The organism is Streptomyces sp. S3(2020) (assembly GCF_013044505.1).
Classification (GTDB): Bacteria; Actinomycetota; Actinomycetes; order Streptomycetales; family Streptomycetaceae; genus Streptomyces.
Genome location: NZ_JABERD010000069.1, coordinates 1 through 19,006 on the forward strand (window position 1 = coordinate 1; position 19,006 = coordinate 19,006).

The 19,006-nt window shown below is 70.9% G+C and carries 18 protein-coding genes; 13 read left to right on the top strand and 5 right to left on the bottom strand.

The features are described from left to right. Positions 1-684, bottom strand: a 684-nt coding sequence (locus HLK59_RS22455) for an ABC transporter ATP-binding protein (protein ID WP_171143286.1), incomplete at its 3' end; no start/stop codon positions are given. A 185-nt stretch (positions 685-869) separates the two neighbouring features. On the opposite strand from HLK59_RS22455, the gene HLK59_RS22460 reads away from it, so the two are divergent. Continuing rightward, positions 870-2,141: a sensor histidine kinase gene (locus HLK59_RS22460; RefSeq protein WP_171143287.1), complete on the top strand. Its 1,272-nt coding sequence runs from the start codon at positions 870-872 to the stop codon at positions 2,139-2,141. Continuing rightward, the gene (locus tag HLK59_RS22465) at positions 2,114-2,773 is read left to right on the top strand and encodes a response regulator transcription factor (protein WP_171143288.1); all 660 of its coding nucleotides are present in this window, start codon (positions 2,114-2,116) and stop codon (positions 2,771-2,773) included. Before HLK59_RS22460 ends, HLK59_RS22465 begins: the two co-directional genes overlap by 28 nt. 14 nt (positions 2,774-2,787) lie before the next feature. Here the strand turns inward: HLK59_RS22465 and HLK59_RS22470 are convergent, their stop codons facing one another. Then, complete coding sequence (locus HLK59_RS22470) at positions 2,788-3,264, bottom strand: GNAT family N-acetyltransferase (RefSeq protein ID WP_171143289.1); 477 nt, start codon at positions 3,262-3,264, stop codon at positions 2,788-2,790. 47 nt (positions 3,265-3,311) lie between these two features. Between HLK59_RS22470 and HLK59_RS22475 the strand changes: the two genes are divergently transcribed. Further along, complete coding sequence (locus tag HLK59_RS22475) at positions 3,312-4,136, top strand: exodeoxyribonuclease III (protein ID WP_171143290.1); 825 nt, start codon at positions 3,312-3,314, stop codon at positions 4,134-4,136. A 52-nt stretch (positions 4,137-4,188) separates the two neighbouring features. On the opposite strand, the gene HLK59_RS22480 is transcribed toward HLK59_RS22475, so the two are convergent. Both HLK59_RS22480 and HLK59_RS22485 read right to left on the bottom strand, forming a co-directional pair. Next, positions 4,189-5,508: a recombinase family protein gene (locus HLK59_RS22480; protein ID WP_346779792.1), complete on the bottom strand. Its 1,320-nt coding sequence runs from the start codon at positions 5,506-5,508 to the stop codon at positions 4,189-4,191. A gap of 149 nt (positions 5,509-5,657) precedes the next feature. Then, on the bottom strand, positions 5,658-6,302 hold the full coding sequence (locus HLK59_RS22485; RefSeq protein WP_346779793.1) for a MerR family transcriptional regulator: 645 nt from the start codon (positions 6,300-6,302) through the stop codon (positions 5,658-5,660). A 136-nt stretch (positions 6,303-6,438) separates the two neighbouring features. On the opposite strand from HLK59_RS22485, the gene HLK59_RS22490 reads away from it, so the two are divergent. The 4 genes from HLK59_RS22490 to HLK59_RS22505 all read left to right on the top strand — a co-directional run bounded on the left by HLK59_RS22490 (position 6,439) and on the right by HLK59_RS22505 (position 9,993). After that, a complete protein-coding gene (locus HLK59_RS22490) occupies positions 6,439-7,935 on the top strand; it encodes an NAD(P)/FAD-dependent oxidoreductase (RefSeq protein ID WP_171143292.1) in 1,497 nt (498 codons plus the stop codon). Beyond that, entirely contained in the window at positions 7,932-8,849 is a 918-nt protein-coding gene (locus HLK59_RS22495) for an alpha/beta hydrolase (RefSeq protein WP_171143293.1), read from the top strand. Before HLK59_RS22490 ends, HLK59_RS22495 begins: the two co-directional genes overlap by 4 nt. Further along, positions 8,846-9,730: an SDR family oxidoreductase gene (locus HLK59_RS22500; RefSeq protein WP_171143294.1), complete on the top strand. Its 885-nt coding sequence runs from the start codon at positions 8,846-8,848 to the stop codon at positions 9,728-9,730. Before HLK59_RS22495 ends, HLK59_RS22500 begins: the two co-directional genes overlap by 4 nt. An 89-nt stretch (positions 9,731-9,819) precedes the next feature. Beyond that, positions 9,820-9,993, top strand: a complete 174-nt coding sequence (locus tag HLK59_RS22505) for a hypothetical protein (RefSeq protein ID WP_171143295.1) — start codon at positions 9,820-9,822, stop codon at positions 9,991-9,993. A gap of 155 nt (positions 9,994-10,148) precedes the next feature. Here the strand turns inward: HLK59_RS22505 and HLK59_RS22510 are convergent, their stop codons facing one another. Beyond that, positions 10,149-13,385 carry a S41 family peptidase gene (locus HLK59_RS22510; RefSeq protein WP_171143296.1) on the bottom strand — a complete coding sequence of 1,079 codons (3,237 nt, stop codon included), beginning with the start codon at positions 13,383-13,385 and terminating at the stop codon, positions 10,149-10,151. A 164-nt stretch (positions 13,386-13,549) separates the two neighbouring features. Here HLK59_RS22510 and HLK59_RS22515 point away from each other — a divergent pair, with 164 nt between their 5' ends. The 6 genes from HLK59_RS22515 (at position 13,550) to HLK59_RS22540 (ending at position 18,981) form a co-directional block, all read left to right on the top strand. Next, positions 13,550-14,152 carry a TetR/AcrR family transcriptional regulator gene (locus HLK59_RS22515; RefSeq protein ID WP_171143297.1) on the top strand — a complete coding sequence of 201 codons (603 nt, stop codon included), beginning with the start codon at positions 13,550-13,552 and terminating at the stop codon, positions 14,150-14,152. 135 nt (positions 14,153-14,287) lie between these two features. Then, positions 14,288-16,492 (top strand): MMPL family transporter, encoded by a 2,205-nt coding sequence (locus HLK59_RS22520; RefSeq protein WP_171143298.1) that lies wholly within the window; start codon positions 14,288-14,290, stop codon positions 16,490-16,492. A gap of 135 nt (positions 16,493-16,627) precedes the next feature. Then, a complete protein-coding gene (locus HLK59_RS22525) occupies positions 16,628-17,035 on the top strand; it encodes a hypothetical protein (RefSeq protein WP_171143299.1) in 408 nt (135 codons plus the stop codon). A 10-nt stretch (positions 17,036-17,045) separates the two neighbouring features. Further along, positions 17,046-17,606 (top strand): isochorismatase family protein, encoded by a 561-nt coding sequence (locus tag HLK59_RS22530; RefSeq protein ID WP_171143300.1) that lies wholly within the window; start codon positions 17,046-17,048, stop codon positions 17,604-17,606. A gap of 41 nt (positions 17,607-17,647) precedes the next feature. Continuing rightward, the gene (locus tag HLK59_RS22535) at positions 17,648-18,139 is read left to right on the top strand and encodes a YbaK/EbsC family protein (RefSeq protein ID WP_171143301.1); all 492 of its coding nucleotides are present in this window, start codon (positions 17,648-17,650) and stop codon (positions 18,137-18,139) included. Further along, the gene (locus HLK59_RS22540; protein WP_171143302.1) at positions 18,136-18,981 is read left to right on the top strand and encodes a DMT family transporter; all 846 of its coding nucleotides are present in this window, start codon (positions 18,136-18,138) and stop codon (positions 18,979-18,981) included. The genes HLK59_RS22535 and HLK59_RS22540 overlap by 4 nt, the downstream gene beginning before the upstream one ends. Positions 18,982-19,006: the final 25 nt, after the last annotated feature.

The following is a 19,006-nucleotide window of genomic DNA, read 5'->3' on the forward strand; positions in this document are numbered from 1 at the left end:
CGCCCCCACCACCTCCCCGTGCACGCGCCCGTCCACCAGGAAGACCACGCGGTCGGCGTACGACGCGGCCACCGGATCATGGGTGACCATCACGATCGTGCGGCCCTCGGTGTCGACCAGGGAGCGCAGCAAGGACAGCACCTCGCGCCCGGTGGCGGAGTCCAGCGCGCCGGTCGGCTCGTCCGCGAACAGCACCTCGGGACGGGTGATCAGCGCGCGGGCCAGGGCGACGCGCTGCTGCTGGCCGCCGGACAACTGGGCGGGCCGGTGCCGGGTCCGTTCGCCGAGCCCCACCCGCGCCAACGCCTCACGCGCGCGTGCCTTCGACACACGCCGGCCGGCCAGCCGCAGCGGCAGGACGACGTTCTGCTCGGCGGTCAGGGAGGGCAGGAGGTTGTACGACTGGAAGACGAAGCCGATGCGTTCGCGGCGCAGCAGGGTCAGCCGGCGTTCGCTCAGCCCGGCCAGCTCCGTGCCGCCGATCCGCACCGAGCCCGACGTCGGCCGCTCCAGTCCGGCCGCGCACTGCAACAGCGTCGACTTGCCCGAGCCGGACGGGCCCATGACGGCGGTGAAGGTGCCCGTTCCGAAGCCGAGCGAGACGCCGTCGAGCGCGGTCACGGCGCTGTCGCCCTCGCCGTACCGCCGGATGACGGAGGTGAGTCGGATCGCCTGGTCTGTCATCTGCCCTCATTAAGTCCGCTGAAGGCCGACGGCCCTCATCAAGTCGAAGAGGGCCCTACGAAACCGCGCCGCCGCCCCTCGGATCAGTGCGGCAGGACGGAGACTTGGGGTAGGGCCAGGCATACCCCCGGATGTCCGCTCAGGCGGATTCCGCCGGCCCGTACCCGCCTTCTACCGTGATCTCCATGACGGTGTGGCAGGCGCTGAGCAGGCGTGGATATCTGGGGTCGGTGTGGCCGTGGCGGTCGGTCGCCTTCCTGGCGGGCGGGGCGGTGTTCGGGGCCGTCGTGCTGGTGGTGATCGTCGCGGGGGCCGTCGTGGGCGGCGTCACGGCCGTCGTACTCGTCGGGCTGCCGCTGCTGGTGCTCACCGCGCTGTGCGGGATCCCCGTGGCCGCCGTCGAGCGGTGGCGGCTGCGGCTGGCGGGGATGGGGCCGGTGCCGCTCGCGCAGCACCGGGTGCCCGACGCGCCCGGGCTCACCAGGTGGCTCACCGTGCGGCTCGAAGAGGCCGCCACCTGGCGGGAGTTGGCGTACGCCGTGCTGCTCGGGCTCGTGCTGTGGCCGCTGGACGCGCTCGTCGTGGCCTTCGCCGCCGGGGTTCCGCTGTTCCTGCTGGCCACACCGCTCCTGGTGGCTGTCGACGGGGAGGCGAAGGTCGTCAAGCTGTGGACGGTGGACACGTGGCCAGGCGCCTTCGGGGTCGCGGCGGCGGGTGTGCCGTTGCTCGTCCTGGGGGCGTACGCCCTGGGGCTGGCCGCCGGAGCGCGCGCCGAAGTTGCGAAAGCCCTGTTGAGCGCCCCCGGGGACGGCGAGCGCGTCACCGAACTCGTGCGCTCCCGCCTCCGGTTGGTGGACGCCTTCGAGGCGGAACGCCGCCGTATCGAGCGCGATCTCCACGACGGCGCCCAGCAGCGTCTCGTCGCCCTCACCATGACGCTCGGCCTCGCCCGCCTGGACGCCCCGCCCGGCGGCACGCTCGCCGAGCAGCTCGCCAAGGCGCACGGGGAGGCGGAGATGGTCCTGGCCGATCTCCGCGAGCTCATCCACGGCATCCATCCCAAGGTCCTCGCCGACTACGGTCTGGAAGCCGCGGTGGCGGACGCGGCGGACCGGAGCGTGGTCCCGGTGGACGTGGAGCTGGACATCCCGGGGCGGCTGCCCCAACCCGTCGAGACCGCCGCGTACTTCGTGGTCTGCGAGGCGCTCGCCAACGTGGCCAAGCACAGCGGGGCGAGCCGGGTGACCATCGGCGGCGGACACGAGGACGGGCGGCTGGTCCTCGCCGTCCGGGACGACGGACACGGCGGTGCCTCCGCCGCGCACGGCACCGGGCTCACCGGTCTCGCCGACCGGGTGTCAGTGCTCGATGGCAGACTTTCCCTGTCCAGCCCGCCGGGTGGACCGACCCTGCTGCGAGTGGAGATCCCTTGCCGGCCGACCGAGCCCCGCGCATAGTCCTCGCCGAGGACAGCGTGCTGCTGCGCGACGGACTAGTCGGGCTGCTCACGCGCTTCGGGTACGAGGTGGTCGCGGCCGTCGGCGACGCGGACGCGCTCCTCGCGGCGGCCGCCGAGCACACGCCCGACGTGGTCGTCACGGACGTCCGGATGCCGCCGGGCTTCCAGGACGAGGGGCTGCACGCGGCGGTGAGACTGCGTGAGGAGCGGCCCGGGCTGCCGGTGCTGGTGCTCAGTCAGTACGTGCAACGGGCCTACGCCGCCGAGCTTCTCGACTCCGGTGACGGGACCGGCGTCGGCTATCTGCTCAAGGACCGGGTGGGCCAGGTCGAGGAGTTCGTGGAGGCGCTGCGACAGGTGGCGGCCGGTGGCACGGTCGTGGACCCCGAAGTCGTACGGCAGCTGCTGCGCCGTCGGCGGGATCCGCTCGCCCGGCTCAGCCCGCGCGAGCGGGAGGTGCTGGCGCTGATGGCGGAGGGCAGGTCGAACGGCGCGATAGCCAAGGCGCTGGTGGTGTCGGACGCGGCTGTCGGCAAGCACATCGGCTCGATCCTCACCAAGCTGGACCTGCCGCCGGCGGACGACACGCACCGGCGGGTGCTGGCGGTGCTCGCGTACCTCAGGAGCTGAGCCCGGCCGCGTCCTCAGAGGGCCTTCGCGAAGCAGCGGCTCGACTCGTAGTGCCGGTAGTAGCCGAACTTCTCGCACGGCTCGTAGCCGCTGGATATGTACAGCGCGATGGCCTCCGGCTGCTTGTCGCCGGTCTCCAGGACCATGCGGACCCGGCCCGCCGCCCGTGCGTCCTCCTCCAGCGCCGCCAGGATGCGCCGGGCCAGCCCTCTGCCGCGTGCCTGCTCTGTCACGTACATCCGCTTGACCTCGGCGTCGCCGTCGCGGTTGCCCTCCGCGTTGGTGTCCTGGGCACGCCAGCCGCCCGTGGCGACGGGGGCGTCGCTCTCGTCGTACACGATGAGGTACGCGCCGTTCGGCGGCTCGAAGTGGGCCGGGTCCATGTGGGTGGCGTCGCCGTCGTCGCCGTAGCGGACGGCGTACTCGGCCTGGACCTCGTCGTTGAGCTTCACGGCGTCGGGGTGGTCGAAGGAGACGCGACGGATATTCATGCTTCCTACCGTATATCAATACATTCTCGAACGGGATCCCGCGTCCAGTGTGCCGGTATCGTGCCGGAGTGCTCACTGTGACCTCTGTGAATGTGAACGGACTGCGTGCCGCCGCGAAGAAGGGCTTCGTGGAGTGGCTCGCGGACACCTCCGCCGATGTGCTGTGCCTCCAGGAGGTGCGCGCCGAGCCGCAGCAGCTGCCCGAGGAGGTCCGCGCCCCCGACGGCTGGCACGTGGTGCACGCGCCCGCCGCCGCCAAGGGCCGCGCCGGCGTCTCCCTCTACACCCGCCGCGAACCCGACCGGGTCCGGATCGGCTTCGGCTCGTCCGAGTTCGACACCAGCGGCCGCTACGTCGAGGCCGACCTCCCCGGCGTCACCGTCGCCTCCCTCTACCTGCCCTCCGGCGAGGTCGGCACCGAGCGGCAGGACGAGAAGATCCGCTTCATGGACGAGTTCCTGGCGTACCTCAAGGACCTGCGCGAGCGCGCCGCCGCCGACGGCCGCGAGGTCGTCGTCTGCGGCGACTGGAACATCGCCCACCAGCCGGCCGACCTGAAGAACTGGCGCGCCAACCAGAAGAACTCCGGCTTCCTGCCACAGGAGCGGGAGTGGCTGACGCGCGTCCTGGCGCCGGACGACGGCGGCTACGTCGACGTCGTACGCGCCCTGCACCCGGACGTCGAGGGGCCGTACTCCTGGTGGTCGTACCGTGGGCGTGCCTTCGACAACGATTCAGGCTGGAGAATTGATCTTGCCGTGGCGACGCCTGGGCTCGCGGGTCGGGCCGTGAAAGCGCACGTCGAGCGGGCTGCCAGCCATGAGGAGCGGTGGTCGGATCACGCTCCCGTGACGGTCGTCTTCGGCATGTGATCAGCCGTGGGAGTGCCCACCCTCTGGCACTCCCACGGGGTTGCAGAGCCGCTCAGAGGCGTGCGCCGAGTGTGAAGGTCAGGCGGGTGGTATCCGGTCCTGCGAGCCGGACGGGGCCACCTCCGGACTGTCCTTTTCTGACGGTGACGTGGACGCCGTCGCGGAGGAGGCGTTCACGGGACATGTCACCGACTGCCGTTGCCGCGAGGCGGTAGCGGCTCAGCGTGTAGTCCTCCAGCCAGTCGGAGCGCATCGCGGCAGGGGCTGGGCAGATCTCGCCTCGTGCTGTCGCCCGGCACACGTAGTCGCCATACGGATAGCCCTTCCGAACAGCGAAGTACATGCGGCCTTCGCATCCGGAGCAGTAGGCGACGCCAGTGAGCGGGGCGGTCGTACCTCGTCTCGGGCTGCGGGTTCCGTTGGAGCGTGTCAGAAGGGCATCCTGCAGCGCGGCGAACTCGGCGTCGGACAGCAGCGGTTCACCGATGAGGACCGGGTCTCCGGACTCGTGGCGGACCGTCTGCCCACCGTGTGTGCGGTGACCCATCAGTGACGGGCTGCGCAGCACCTTGGACAGGGTGCCCGAGGTCCAACGGAACCGCTCGAAGTCACGTCCGTGACGGCGACCACCCATCGGGCGTCCCTGGAGCTGGGCGTGGCGGTCACGTGGCACGGGTACACCGGATTCGTTCAGGCGGCGTGCGATGGCGACCAGGGACCGTCCGGCGTGAACGTCGTCGACGATCACGCGGACCAGCCCGGCGGTTTCCGGGTCGGGAGCCAGGCACCAGCCGCTTCCCGAGGGGTGCGGAGCCTTCTGGTAGCCGAACGGGACCAGTCCGCCCCCGTAGCGACCGGCCGCGCGCAGCGCTTGGTGGCTGCTCGTGAGCCGGTTCGAGATGGTGCGGGCTTCTTGCTCCGCGTCGTGGGCCAGCTCCATGGACCGGCGAAGGGTGGAGCCGTCGGCCTGGGGCGTCACCACGAGCGGGTCGTCGGCTTCCGGCACTCCGAAGACGAGTGTTCTGTCGTGCTGCTGCCCCCAGGCGACCAACTCGACCATGTGCGCCACGGAGCGCACGGCCCGATCCACGTGCGACCACACCACGGCCTCGTAGTCCTGAGGCCGAAGCAGCCAGGCTGACAGCGATGGCCTCTCGAACGGGGATGTCCTGCGGGCTGAGACTCCGAGGTCCGTGGCCTCGGCGACCAGTGTGAAGCCAAGTCTTTCGGTGGAGAGTTGGATGGCGGATCGCTGCCGCTCCGGCGAAGTGGTCACGCTGGTGACACAGCTGAGGCGCAGGGCGGCAATGGCCCTTGGGGGTTGAGGACTACGCTTGGACACGTCGACGCTCCTCGAAAGTGTCGGCCACACCCCGGGACTGGTCGCACAGTCGCCGGGGCCTTTTCGATCTCACTCTCGGGCTACGAACGTGACTTCGTGCATGACTGCCTGGAAAGTGCCTCGATGGAGTGAATACTCATGAAACACCGGGCACTTGGGGAAACGGGTGGCCTGAGGGTCTAGTCCCGCTTGCGCAACCGCCGGTCCAGTGCCAGGGACAGTTCCGCCTCCACCACGCTTCTCGCGAGGGGGCGCAGGCGTTGCATGTCGTTCTCCGTGGCGTGGCGGAGGACCAGTTCGGCGAACATCTCGGCGAGGTCGTCGACGTGTTCGCGGACGCGTTTGCCCACGGCGAGGACCTCGGCGAGGGGGATGCCCTCCGCGACGAGGGCGGAGGAGACGTCGAGGAGGCGGCGGCTGATGTGGACGATCTCGTCGCCGTCGGTGCCGAGGTAGCCGAGGTCCAGGGCGGTCGCGAGGTTCTCCGTGGTGACCTGGCCCTCGAAGCGGGCGGCGAGTTCCTCGGGGGTGAGGCGGACCGGTTCCTCTTCGGTGGGGGTGGCCACGCCCAGGAGGTCGGCGACATCGCGGCCGTGGTCGAGGGCCTCGGCCAGTTCCGCGATGCCGGTGAGGGTGTGGCCGCGTTCCAGGAGGGCGGCGATGGTGCGCAGCCGGGCCAGGTGGTGGTCGTCGTACCAGGCGATACGGCCCTCGCGGCGGGGCGGCGGGATCAGTTTGCGTTCGCGGTAGAAGCGCAGGGTGCGCGGTGTGATGCCGGCCAGGCGGGCCAATTCCTCCATGCGGTACTCGCGCTTCTCGGTCACGCGCGCAGCCTATGTTGTACCTCCGGTAACTTTCCCTCTCCCGCCCCCTACCCATCGGTAAGGAGCTGTCCTACCCTCCCATTGCGCCAGTGTTCACTGGCGGAGTCCGAGAAGAGCGATGCGTGGAGGCTTCGGGATGACCGAGCACGAGCATGTGCGGGTGGCGGTGATCGGGTCCGGGTTCGGCGGGCTCGGGGCCGCCGTGCGGCTGCGGCGCGAAGGTGTCACCGACTTCGTCGTCCTGGAACGGGCCGGCAGCGTGGGGGGTACGTGGCGCGACAACAGTTACCCCGGGTGCGCCTGTGACGTGCCGTCCCATCTCTACTCCTTCTCCTTCGCGCCCAATCCCGACTGGCCGCGCACCTTCTCCGGGCAGGAGCACATCCGGGCCTATCTGGAGCACGTGGCCGACGTCTTCCGGCTGCGGCCCCACCTCCGCTTCGACTCCGAGGTCAAGATGATGACCTGGGACGCGGACCGGCTCCGCTGGGACATCGAGACCAGCAGCGGGCGGCTCTCCGCCGACCTCGTCGTCTCCGCCACCGGACCGCTGTCCGACCCGAAGATCCCCGACATCCCGGGGCTGGACTCCTTCCCCGGCAAGGTCTTCCACTCCGCCCGCTGGGACCACGACTACGATCTGCGCGGCAAGCGGGTCGCCATGATCGGGACGGGGGCCTCCGCGATCCAGATCGTGCCGGCGATCCAGCCCCTCGCGGAGAAGCTCACCCTCTTCCAGCGCACCCCGCCCTGGGTGATGCCCCGTGTCGACCGGCCCATCACCGGCTTCGAGCGCAGGCTGCACCAGCAGCTGCCCTTCACCACCTACGCCCGGCGCGGACTCCTGTGGGGCATCCGGGAGTTGCAGGTCCAGGCCTTCACCAAGCGGCCCAACGAACTCGGGCTGGTCGAGAAGCTGGCCAAGGGCAACATGGCCCGTGCCATCAAGGACCCCGCCCTGCGGGCCAAGCTGACCCCCGACTACCGCATCGGCTGCAAGCGGATCCTGCTCAGCAGCGCGTACTACCCGGCGGTCGCCCAGCCCAATGTGGACCTGGTCACGAGCGGGCTCAGCGAGGTCCGCGGCTCCACCCTCGTCGCCGCCGACGGCAGCGAGGTCGAGGCCGACGCGATCGTCTTCGGCACCGGCTTCCATGTCACCGACATGCCGATCGCCGACCGGGTCGTGGGCGTGGACGGGCGCACCCTCGCCGAGGCGTGGAAGGGCGGGATGGAGGCCCTGCGCGGCGCCTCCGCCGCCGGGTTCCCCAACTGGATGACGATCATCGGGCCCAACACCGGGCTCGGGAACTCCTCGATGATCCTGATGATCGAGTCCCAGCTGAACTACATGGCCGACTTCGTACGGCAGCTCGACGTCCTCGGCGGCCGCGCCGCCCTCGACGCCCGGCCCGGCGCCGTGCACGCCTGGAACCGGCGGGTGCAGGAACGCATGAAGCGCACGGTGTGGAACACCGGCGGCTGCACCAGCTGGTACCTCGATGCCAATGGCCGCAACACCACCGTCTGGCCGGGCACCACGACCGAGTTCCGGCGCGCGACACGGCGCGTGGACCTCGCCGAGTACGAGGTGCTGCGGGTGCCCGCCCGTGCGGAGGTGAGCGCCCCGTGAGCCGGCTCCTGCACGTCTCCTCCGGGCCGTACGCCCCACCCGTCCCCGCCCGTGAGCTGACCGCCGTCTCCGCCGACGGCGCACGTCTGCACGTCGAGGTGCACGGGCCCGAGAACGCGCCCCCCGTCGTCCTCGCGCACGGCTGGACCTGCTCGACCGCCTTCTGGGCGGCGCAGATTCGCGACCTCGCCGTCGACCACCGGGTCATCGCCTACGACCAGCGCGGCCACGGACGCAGCCCGGCGAGCCCGGCATGCAGCACCGACGCCCTCGCCGACGACTTCGAGGCCGTACTGAAGGCGACTCTCGCGCCCGGTGAGAAGGCCGTGATCGCCGGTCACTCCATGGGCGGGATGACGGTGATGGCGGCGGCCGGCCGGGCCGCCTTCCGGGAGCACGCCGTCGCCGTCCTGCTGTGCAGCACCGGTTCCTCGCGGCTGGTCGCCGAGTCGACCGTCGTACCGATGCGGCCCGGACGGCCGCGGACCTGGCTGACCAAGCACATCCTCGGCTCGCGGGCGCCGCTCGGGCCGGTCACACCGCTCGCGCGGCGGATCCTCAAGTACGGGACGATGGGCCCCGGTTCGGCCCCGCACATGGTCGAGGCGTGCGCGCGGATCGTGCACGCGTGTCCGCGCAAGGTGCGCCACGCCTGGTCGCACGTCCTCGATCTGCTCGACCTCGACCACGGGGTGCGGTCGCTGGACGTGCCCACGGCCGTCGTCGTCGGCACGGCCGACCGGTTGACGCCGCCCGTGCACGCGCGTTCGCTGGTGGCTGCACTGCCGAACTGTGTCGGGCTCACCGAACTGCCCGGACTCGGGCACATGACGCCCGTGGAGGCGCCCGAGCTGGTCACCGGGAAGATCCGGGACCTCGTGACGACGTACGCAACGATCAAGGAGGGTGCATGAGCAGGGTCAGCCTCGAAGGACAGGTGGCCGTCGTCACCGGAGCGGCGCGCGGTGTCGGTGAGCTGCTCGCCCGCAAGCTGTCGGCGCGCGGGGCGAAGGTGGCGCTGGTCGGCCTGGAGCCGGACGCCCTCAAGCAGGTCTCCGAGCGGCTGCACACCGACAGCGACCACTGGTTCGCCGATGTCACCGACCACGAGGCGATGGCTCAGGTCGCGCGGGAGGTGAAGGAGCGGTTCGGGAAGGTCGACATCGTGGTGGCCAACGCCGGTGTGGCCAGCGGCGGTCCCTTCGTCGGCTCCGATCCGGAGGCGTGGCGGCGGGTGATCGAGGTCAACCTGATCGGGTCCGCGGTGACCGCCCGCGCCTTCCTGCCCGCGCTGATGGAGAGCCGGGGGTATCTGCTGCAGATCGCCTCGCTGGCCGCCATCACCCCGGCGCCGATGATGACCGCGTACTGCGCGTCCAAGTCCGGTGTGGAGGCGTTCGCGCACAGTCTGCGGTCCGAGGTCGGCTACAAGGGCGTGCGGGTCGGGGTCGGTTACCTGTCGTGGACCGACACCGACATGGTGCGCGGGGCCGATCAGGAGGACGTCATGCGGGAGTTGCGGCAGCGACTGCCGTGGCCGGCCAACAAGACGTATCCGCTGGGCCCCGCGGTCGACCGGATCGTGGCCGGCATCGAGCGGCGCTCCAGCCATGTGTACGGGCAGGGGTGGCTGCGCGGGACGCAGGGGGTGCGCGGGTATCTGCCGGGGCTGATCGGGACGGTCGGACAGCGGGAGATGCGGCGGTTCGGGGACCGGCTGGCGGGGATCCGCTCGGGGCTCGTGGGTGCGGGTGGGGCGGCCGACGAGGAGGCGCGCGCTACACGCCGTAACTGATCGAAATGCGCGCTCTGTCCCGGCGTGTGAATCTGGTCGAGGCCCCGGCTCGGGGCTCATCCCCTCACCCGCTTCGGGAGTGAACCCACATGGGTATGAAGGACCAGTTCCAGGACAAGTCCGAGCAGTGGCAGGAGCAGGCCAAGCAGAAGGCCCAGCAGGCCAGGGAGCAGGGCCAGCAGCGCGGCAAGCAGCGCGACGAGGAGACGGAACGGCTCCAGCAGGAGGAGCAGGACCGTATCGACATGGACTACGACGCGTAGCGCTGCGCTTGGCTTGAGCCGTTGAACGTGGGGTGCCCTGTGTGTTGGGGTGCCCCACGTTCGCGTTGCCGTTTCGAGGTGCGTAGTTGGGTGCGGGCGGGTGGGGGCTGGTCGCGCAGTTCCCCGCGCCCCCAGGTGGGTGCACCCAGCGTTTCTCAAGATCTGGGCGGCAACTTCGGCCTCGACCTGTCCGGTACGTTCGTGTAGTCCGGGGGCGTTGCCGGTGGGCTCGTCGTCAGCAGGTCCACTGCCAGCCTCACCGCGTCGTCGAGCTGTACATGCCTTCCCTCCGCCCAGTCCAGTGGTGTCCTCAGGACCTCCAGGTCCGGTGTCACGCCCCGGTTCTCCACTGTCCAGCCGTACGCGTCGAACCATGCCGCGTTCATCGGCACCGTGATCACCGTGCCGTCGCCGAGGCTGTGGCGGCCGGTCATGCCGACCACTCCGCCCCAGGTGCGCTGGCCCACCACGGGGCCGAGCTTCAGCAGCTTGAAGGCGGCCGTGATCATGTCGCCGTCCGAGGAGGTCGCCTCGTCGGCGAGGGCGACCACCGGGCCCCGGGGGGCGTTGGAGGCGTACGACACCGGCTGGGCGTTCCGGGTCAGGTCCCAGCCGAGGATCGTGCGGGTGAGCTTCTCCACCACCAACTCGCTGATGTGGCCGCCCGCGTTGCCGCGCACGTCGACGATGAGGGCGGGGCGGGAGACCTCCAGGCGCAGGTCGCGGTTGAACTGGGCCCAGCCCGAGCCGCCCATGTCGGGGATGTGGAGGTAGCCGCAGCGGCCGCCGCTCAACTCGCGTACGACCTCCCGGCGTTTGGCCACCCAGTCCTGATAGCGCAGGGGGCGTTCGTCGGTGAGGGGGACCACCGCCACCCGCCTCGCCCGGCCCTCGCCCTCCGCCGGGGTGAACGTCAGCTCCACCGTCGTACCGCCCGCGCCCGCCAGCAGCGGAAACGGGCCTGTCGCCGCGTCCACCGGGCGGCCGTCCACGTGGGTCAGGACCGCGCCCTCGCGGATGCCGGTACCGGCCAGCGGGGAGCGGGCCTTGGAGTCGGAGGAGTCGCCGGGGAGGATGCGCTTGACCGTCCAACCGGCTTCCCGGCGTACGAAGTTGGCGCCCAGGAGGCCCTGGCGGCGCTGGTAGTGGGGCGGGCCCTCGTTGCGGCGGGCCGCCGTCACGTAGGCGTGCGAGGTGCCCAGCTCGCCCAGGACCTCGCGGAGCAGATCCGCGAACTCGTCCGGGGTCGCGACCCGTTCGACCAGGGGGCGGTACTGCGCCAGCACCTCCGCCCAGTCGATGCCGCACATGTCCGGCTCCCAGAAGTACGCGCGGATCAGCCGGCCGGCCTCCTCGTACGACTGGCGCCACTCCGCCCCCGGGTCGACCTCGTGCAGGATGCGGCGGGCGTCGATCCAGACGGTGGAGTCGCTGTCGCCGGACTCGGTGGCGGGGACCGCGCGCAGCTCGCCCTCGTCGACGACGACCAGGCGTGAGCCGTCGCCGCTCACCGCGAACCAGTCGAGGTGCTCGATCAGTTCGGACTTCTTCGCCTTGGTGATGTTGAAGTGTTCGAGGGTGGGGCGGCCGGTGGTGTCGTCCGGGTTCGCGAAGGTCTCGCCGAGCGCCCCCGAGATCGGCCAGCGCAGCCAGACCAGTCCGCCGCCCGCCACCGGGTACAGCGCCGAGTACTTCGAGGCGGTGACCGGGAACGGGGTCACGCGGCTCTCCAGGCCCTCCACCTCGACCGTGACGGTGCTGCCGTCGTCCGGTTCGTCCTCCGCCGGGTCCAGGCCGCCCGCCGCCGGGCGGCCCTCGGGGGTGAGCGCGAAGGGGGAGGGGGTCGCCGAGGACAGGGGGACCAGGTAGGGGCGGCAGCCGAGCGGGAAGGACAGGTCCCCGGTGTGGACGTCGTAGACCGGGTCGAAGCCCCGCCAGGAGAGGAAGGCCAGATAGCGGCCGTCCCTGGTGAAGACCGGGTTCTCGTCCTCGAAGCGGCCGTTGGTGACGTCGACGATCAGACGGTCCTTCATGCGGGCCATCTTGATCTGGCGCAGCGAACGGCCGATGCCGGGGTGGGACCAGGTCAGCCAGGCCCCGTCCGGGGAGAAGGCGAGGTCGCGGACCGGGCCGTTGATGGAGCGGATGAGCTCGGTGACCTCGCCGTTGGAGTCCTCCGTTGCGTCGATGAGGAGGAGGCGGCCGTCGTGGGCGGCGATGGCCAGGCGCTCGCCCCGCGGGTCGGCGACCATCTCCAGGACCCGGCCCAGTTCGCCCGAGGCCAGCCGCCGGGGGTCGCGGTCGCCCGTCGCCCGGGGGAGGTAGGCGATCTCCACCGCGTCCTCGCCCTCCGCGTCCGTCACGTAGGCGACCTGGCCGACCGAGCCGAGCATCTCCGGGAGCCGCACCCGTACGCCCGGAGTGTCGGTGATGGTGCGGGCGGGGCCGTCGCGGTGGGTCAGCCAGTACAGGCTGCCGCGGACGACGACGGCGCTCGCGCGGCCCGTCTCGTCGACCGAGACGCCGTCCACGTGCTGGGCGGCCGGCACCGGGTACGTACGGCGGCCGGTGCGCGGCCCGCTCAGCCGTACGTCGAGTCTGCGCGGCTCGTCGGCGAGATCGTCCACGATCCACAGGTCGCCCGCGCACTGGTACACCACCCGGGTGCCGTCGCTCGCCGCGTGCCGGGCGTAGAAGGCGTCGTGGTCGGTGTGGCGGCGCAGGTCGGAGCCGTCGTGGGCGCAGGAGTAGAGGTTGCCGACGCCCTCGTGGTCGGAGAGGAAGGCGATCCGGCCGCCGACGAACATGGGGGAGTGGAGGTGGCCCTCCAGGCCTTCGAGGAGGCGGTGGCCGTGCAGCCACAGCCGTCCGGTGGCCCCGCCCCGGTAGCGCTTCCAGGCGGCCGGCTCGTGCGGCGGGGTGCCGGTGAGCAGGAGGGTTCTGCGGTCGCCGTCGAGGTCGGCGACCTGGATGTCGCAGGCCGGGCCCCAGGGGAGCTTGCGGCCGGGGTCGCCGTCGGTGGGGACCTTGTAGGCCCAGGTGAAGTAGGAGAAGGGCTCGCCGTGGGAGGCGACGGCCAGGATCTGGGCGTCCTTGTCCCCGTCGGGGGGCGTCCAGCCGCAGACCTGGGTGTCCGCCGAGCCCCAGTACGTCAGCCGTCGGCCCGGACCGCCCTCCACGTCCACGAGATGGATCTCCGGGACCAGGCTCCGCCAGCTCGTGTACGCGAGGTGGCGGCCGTCGGGGGAGAAACGGGGGTGGCCCACTTTGGTGCGGTCGGCGGTGAGACGCCAGGCGCGTCCCTTCCCGTCGAGGGGGGCCAGCCACAGGTCGTCCTCGGCCACGAAGCACAGCAGGTCGCCGCTCAGATGCGGCAGGCGCAGATAGCTCACCTCCCCATGCTTTTCCGGGGGATGGGCCTGGGCAACTCAGGACAAACGGTCGAGTCCTGATCCAGGGTGAGCCAGGACACGTACGAAACGGTTTCGTTTCGAATGGGGATGCGCTACATTCGTCCTGTACGAAACCGTGTCGTTCGGAGTGGGAGGCGGACATCATGACCGAGGTCGCAACGGCGCGTCGCAGTCGGATCACGCCCGAGCGCGAGGCCGAGCTGTACGCGGCCGTGCTCGAACTGCTCCGCGAGGTCGGCTACGACGCCCTCACCATGGACGCCGTGGCGGCCCGCACCAAGTCCAGCAAGGCGACGCTCTACCGTCAGTGGGGCGGCAAGCCCGAGCTGGTGGTGAAGGCGATGAAGAGCCAGAAGCCGGGCGGCAGCATCTCCGACGTCGACACCGGAACCCTGCGCGGTGACCTCCACACCCTCGTCTCCCGCGAGGACGACTGCGCCATGGAGCGGAACTCCGACCTGATGCGGGCCATGGCCATGGCCGTGCACGGGAATCCGGAGCTGATGAAGGCCTTCAGGGAACTCCTCGTCGAACCCGAGATGGACGAGTTCAAGAAGGTCATGCAGCGCGCGGTCGACCGCGGTGAGGTCCGGGCCGACTGCCCGGCGCTGGACTACATCATCCACATGATGGTCGGGGCGTTCGCGACCCGCACGATGATCGACCAGCTGCCTCCGACGCAGTCGTTCCTCACCTCGTACATCGACGCCGTGGTCCTCCCTGCCCTCGGCGCACCCACCACCTGAGTTCCCCCTTCCCCGTAGCCCCGTAGCAGCACCTGACGTCACCGCTCAAGTCGTCGGGACGATCACCCATGTCCCCACCGGGTCGATCACCCCTTCCCTGCACCGCCCCAACGACCTGACCGGGAGTACGCCCACGTGGCCACGTTCCTCTACAAACTCGGCCGGCTCGCCTTCCGGCGACGGCATTTCGTCGCCCTGATATGGGTCGCCCTGCTGACGCTCGCGGGCGTCGGCGCGGCCAGCGCCCCCAGTGCCGGATCCACCTCCTTCTCCATTCCGGGGACCGAGGCGCAGAAGGCCTTCGACCTGCTGGAACAGCGCTTCCCCGGCAGCAGCGCGGACGGCGGGACCGGACGCATCGTCTTCAAGGCGCCCGAGGGCGAGAAGATGACGGACGCCGCCAACAAGGCGACCGTCGCCAAGACCGTCAAGGAACTGAGCGACGGCTCCGAGGTCGTCTCCGTCTCCGACCCGTTCACGACGAACGCCGTGAGCAAGGACGGCACCGTCGCCTACACCTCGGTGAAGTACGACGCCCCCGGCATGGAACTGGCCGACTCGACCAGGGACGCCCTGGAGAAGGCCGGCGACGACGCCCGCGCCACCGGACTGACCGTCGACATCGGCGGCGACGCGCTCCAGGCCGCGGCCGAACCGGGAGCGATCGGCGAGGTCATCGGCCTCGCCATCGCCGCCGTCGTCCTCGTCATCACGCTGGGCTCGCTGGTCGCGGCCGGACTGCCGCTGCTGACCGCGATCATCGGCGTCGGCATCGGCGTCTCCACCATCACCGCCCTCGCCAACGCGCTCGACCTCGGCGACACCACCTCCACGCTCGCCCTGATGATCGGACTCGCGGTCGGCATCGACTACGCGCTGTTCATCGTCTCCCGCTACCGCGGCGAACTGGCCGACGGCCGCGACCGGGAGGAAGCGGCGGGCCGGGCCGCCGGCACCGCCGGTTCGGCCGTGGTCTTCGCGGGACTCACCGTCGTGATCGCCCTGGCGGGCCTCGCGGTCGTCAACGTCCCGATGCTCACCAAGATGGGCCTCGCGGCCGCCGGCACGGTCGTGGTCGCCGTCCTCATCGCGCTCACCATGGTCCCGGCACTGCTCGGATACGCGGGCAAGAAGGTCCGGCCCGCGGGGGAGAAGCGCAAGCCGAAGAAGGCCTCGCAGGCACCGGACAAGCCCGCCCTCGGCGTCCGCTGGGCCAGCTTCGTCATCCGCCGCCCCGCCGCCGTGCTGCTGCTCGGCGTGCTCGGCCTCGGCGCGATCGCCGTCCCGGCCACCCAGCTGGAACTGGGCCTGCCCGACGACGGCTCCCAGCCGACGTCCACGACCCAGCGCCGCGCCTACGACCTGCTGTCGGAGGGCTTCGGTCCCGGCTTCAACGGCCCCCTGATGATCGTGGTCGACGCCAAGAACAGCGACGACCCGAAGGCCGCGGCCACCACCGTGGCCGACGGGATCAAGGACCTCAAGGACGTCGTGACGGTGACCCCGGCGACGTTCAACAAGGCCGGCGACACCGCGATGATCACCGTGATCCCGGACTCCAAGCCGTCCTCGACACAGACCGAGGACCTGGTCCACGCCATCCGTGACCAGGGCGCCGACGTCTTGGCCGACACGGACGCGAACGTCCTGGTCACCGGCACCACCGCGATGAACATCGACTTCTCGCAGAAGCTCAACGACGCCCTGATCCCGTATCTGGGCCTGGTGGTCGGCCTTGCCTTCCTCCTCCTGATCGTGGTCTTCCGCTCGATCCTGGTCCCGCTGAAGGCGGCCCTCGGCTTCCTGCTCAGCGTGCTCGCCGCGCTCGGCGCCGTCGTCGCGGTCTTCCAGTGGGGCTGGCTGAGCGGCCTGATCGGCGTCGAGGAGACCGGCCCGATCATGTCGATGATGCCGATCTTCATGGTCGGCGTGGTCTTCGGCCTCGCGATGGACTACGAGGTGTTCCTCGTGACCCGGATGCGGGAGGCCTACGTCCACGGCGAGAGCCCGAGCCAGGCCATCGTGACCGGCTTCCGGCACAGCTCCCGGGTCGTGGTCGCCGCCGCGATCATCATGATGGCCGTCTTCGGCGGCTTCATCAGCTCCAGCGAGTCGATGATCAAGATGATCGGCTTCGGCCTCGCGATCGCCGTCTTCTTCGACGCGTTCGTGGTCCGCATGGCGATCGTCCCGGCGGTGCTGGCGCTGCTCGGGAAGAAGGCCTGGTGGCTGCCGAAGTGGCTGGACCGCGCCCTGCCCAACGTGGACGTCGAGGGCGAGGGGCTGCGCAGCCTGGACGACGACAAGAAGGACGAGGACCGGGAGCTCGTACGGGTCTGATCCGAGCCCTTCTCCGAAGCCGTGGTGTAGCCCGCTACACCACGGCTTCGGCAGTCCGCTCCCTCGTGGCGGCGAACGCGGGACGGGAGTGTGGAGGACAGCTGGAAACCCCCTCCACCCGCAAAGGAAACTCCCATGGCCGCTCGTTCCCCGCTCGCCGCCGTCAAGAAGTTCGTCGCCGACCTGGTCCTCTGGCAGCTCTTCGTGGGCGGTCTCGCCGCCGGCGTGGCCGCGGGCGCCGTGTTCGACGGCACGCAGAAGGACGTGGTCACGGCCGTCGGCGGGATCGTGGCGCTGATCACGGGCTCCCGTATCGCCAAGAAGCCGAAGATCAAGGCGTTCCTGTCGCGGCCCGGCACCCTGTGGTTCCTGTTCCTGTTCAACGGCGGCACGGCCGTCGCGATGTACTTCACGATGGACGGGGTGAAGGGCGTCATCGCCGCGGCGATGATGGGCCTGGTCTCGCTGGGCGCCGCCGGCGGCATCGTCGCGGGCCACCGCAAGCGGGCCGAGGCCGAGGCCGTTGTCAGTGCCCGGGTCTAGCCTTGCGACCATGACCACACTGCCTGACCGCCCCCGTACGGCGCTGCTCGTCATCGATGTCCAGAACGGCGTCGTGGCCGAGGCCCACCGGCGCGGCGAGGTCGTCGCCAACATCGCGGCCCTCGTCGAGCGGGCCCGCGCCGAGGAGATACCGGTCGTCTGGGTCCAGCACTCCGACGACGACCTCCGCCGGGGCAGCGAGGACTGGAAGTACGTCGCGGAGCTGCCCCGCCGGGACTCCGAGCCGCTGGTCCACAAGAGCTACGGCGACTCCTTCGAGGGCACCGACCTGGAGGAGGTCCTCGCCGGTGCCGGCGTCGGACGCCTCGTCGTCAGCGGTGCGGAGAGCGACGCCTGCATCCGCTCCACGATCCACGGGGCGTTCGTCCGCGGCTACGACGTGACGCTGGCCGCCGACGCCCACACCACCGGCGACAAGAGCGCGTGGGGCGCCCCGCCGCCGGAGCAGGTCATCGGCCACACGAACCTGTACTGGCGGTACCAGACGGCGCCGGGGCGGACCGCGGAGGTCGTGGAGACCAAGGACGTGACCTTCGAGGGCTCCGCTTAAACGGTCGCTCGGCTCCCGCACCCACCACTAGCGTGCGGTGCATGACGACGACCGACGCCCACCCCCTGTTCGCCGCGGCCCTCGACACCCTCGGCCTCGGTGAGCTGCACGCCGAGATCCGCCGCTTCCCGGACGCCACCCGTACCGCCGCCGAGGCCGCCGCGGCGATCGGCTGCGAGCTGAGCCAGATCTGCAAGTCCCTGATCTTCGCGGCGGACGGCGTCCCGGTCCTGGTGCTCATGGACGGCGCGTCCCGGGTGGACGTGGAGCGGGTACGGCAGGAACTGGGCGCCGCAAAGGTGACACGGGCCAAGGCGGACGTCGTACGGGAGACGACCGGGTACGCCATCGGCGGCGTACCGCCCTTCGGGCACCGGACCCGGACCCGGGTCCTCGCGGACCGTTCGCTGCTCGACCACGCCGTCGTGTGGGCGGCGGCCGGCACGCCGTACACCGTCTTCCCCATGGAGCCCAAGGCGCTGATCGCGCACGCGGGCGCCACGCTGGTGGACGTCCGGGAGCAGACCGCGTGACCCCGCTGGTCACCACGGCCGTCCTGCTCGCCGCGGTCACCCACGCCAGCTGGAACGCCATCGCGCACAAGATCACCGACAAGCTGGTCGGGTTCACGCTCATCGCGGGCGGCGGGATGCTGATCGGCCTGGCGATGGTGCCGTTCGTGGCGATACCGGCGGCGGGGGCGTGGCCGTATCTCCTCGCCTCCGCCCTGATCCACGTCGTCTACTACATGCTGCTGATGACGTCCTTCCGGCTGGGTGACTTCGGACAGGCCTATCCGATCGCCCGAGGCAGCGCGCCTCTCGTCGTCACCGTGCTCGCCGCCCTCTTCGCCCACGAGGTGCCCGACGGGTGGGCCGCCGCCGGAATCGGCGTGTCCTGTGCGGGACTCACCGGCGTCGCGCTGTGGGGACTGCGGGGGCATCGGCCCAACTGGGCGGCGATCGGGGCCGCGTTGGCGACGGGCCTGTCCATCGCCGCGTACACGGTCGTCGACGGGCTCGGGGTACGCGCCTCCGGGTCGTCGCTCGGGTACATCGCCTGGCTGATGGCCATCGAGGGCGTGTTCGTACCGGTGTACGCGCTCTACCACTGGCGCGGGCGACTGGTCGCCGAACTCCGGCCGTTCGTGGCGGTCGGACTGCTCGGCGCCGCCCTCTCCGTCGCCGCGTACGGACTGGTCCTGTGGGCCCAGACCAAGGCGGAACTGGCACCCATCGCGGCCCTGCGCGAGTCGTCCATCATCGTGGGCGCGGCGATCGGGGCGGTGTTCTTCAAGGAGCGGTTCGGGATGCCGAGGATCGCCGCGGCGGGGCTGCTGGTGGTGGGGATCGGGCTGATGCTGCACGCCGGATAGACCCGTACGGGTGAACCGCGCACGT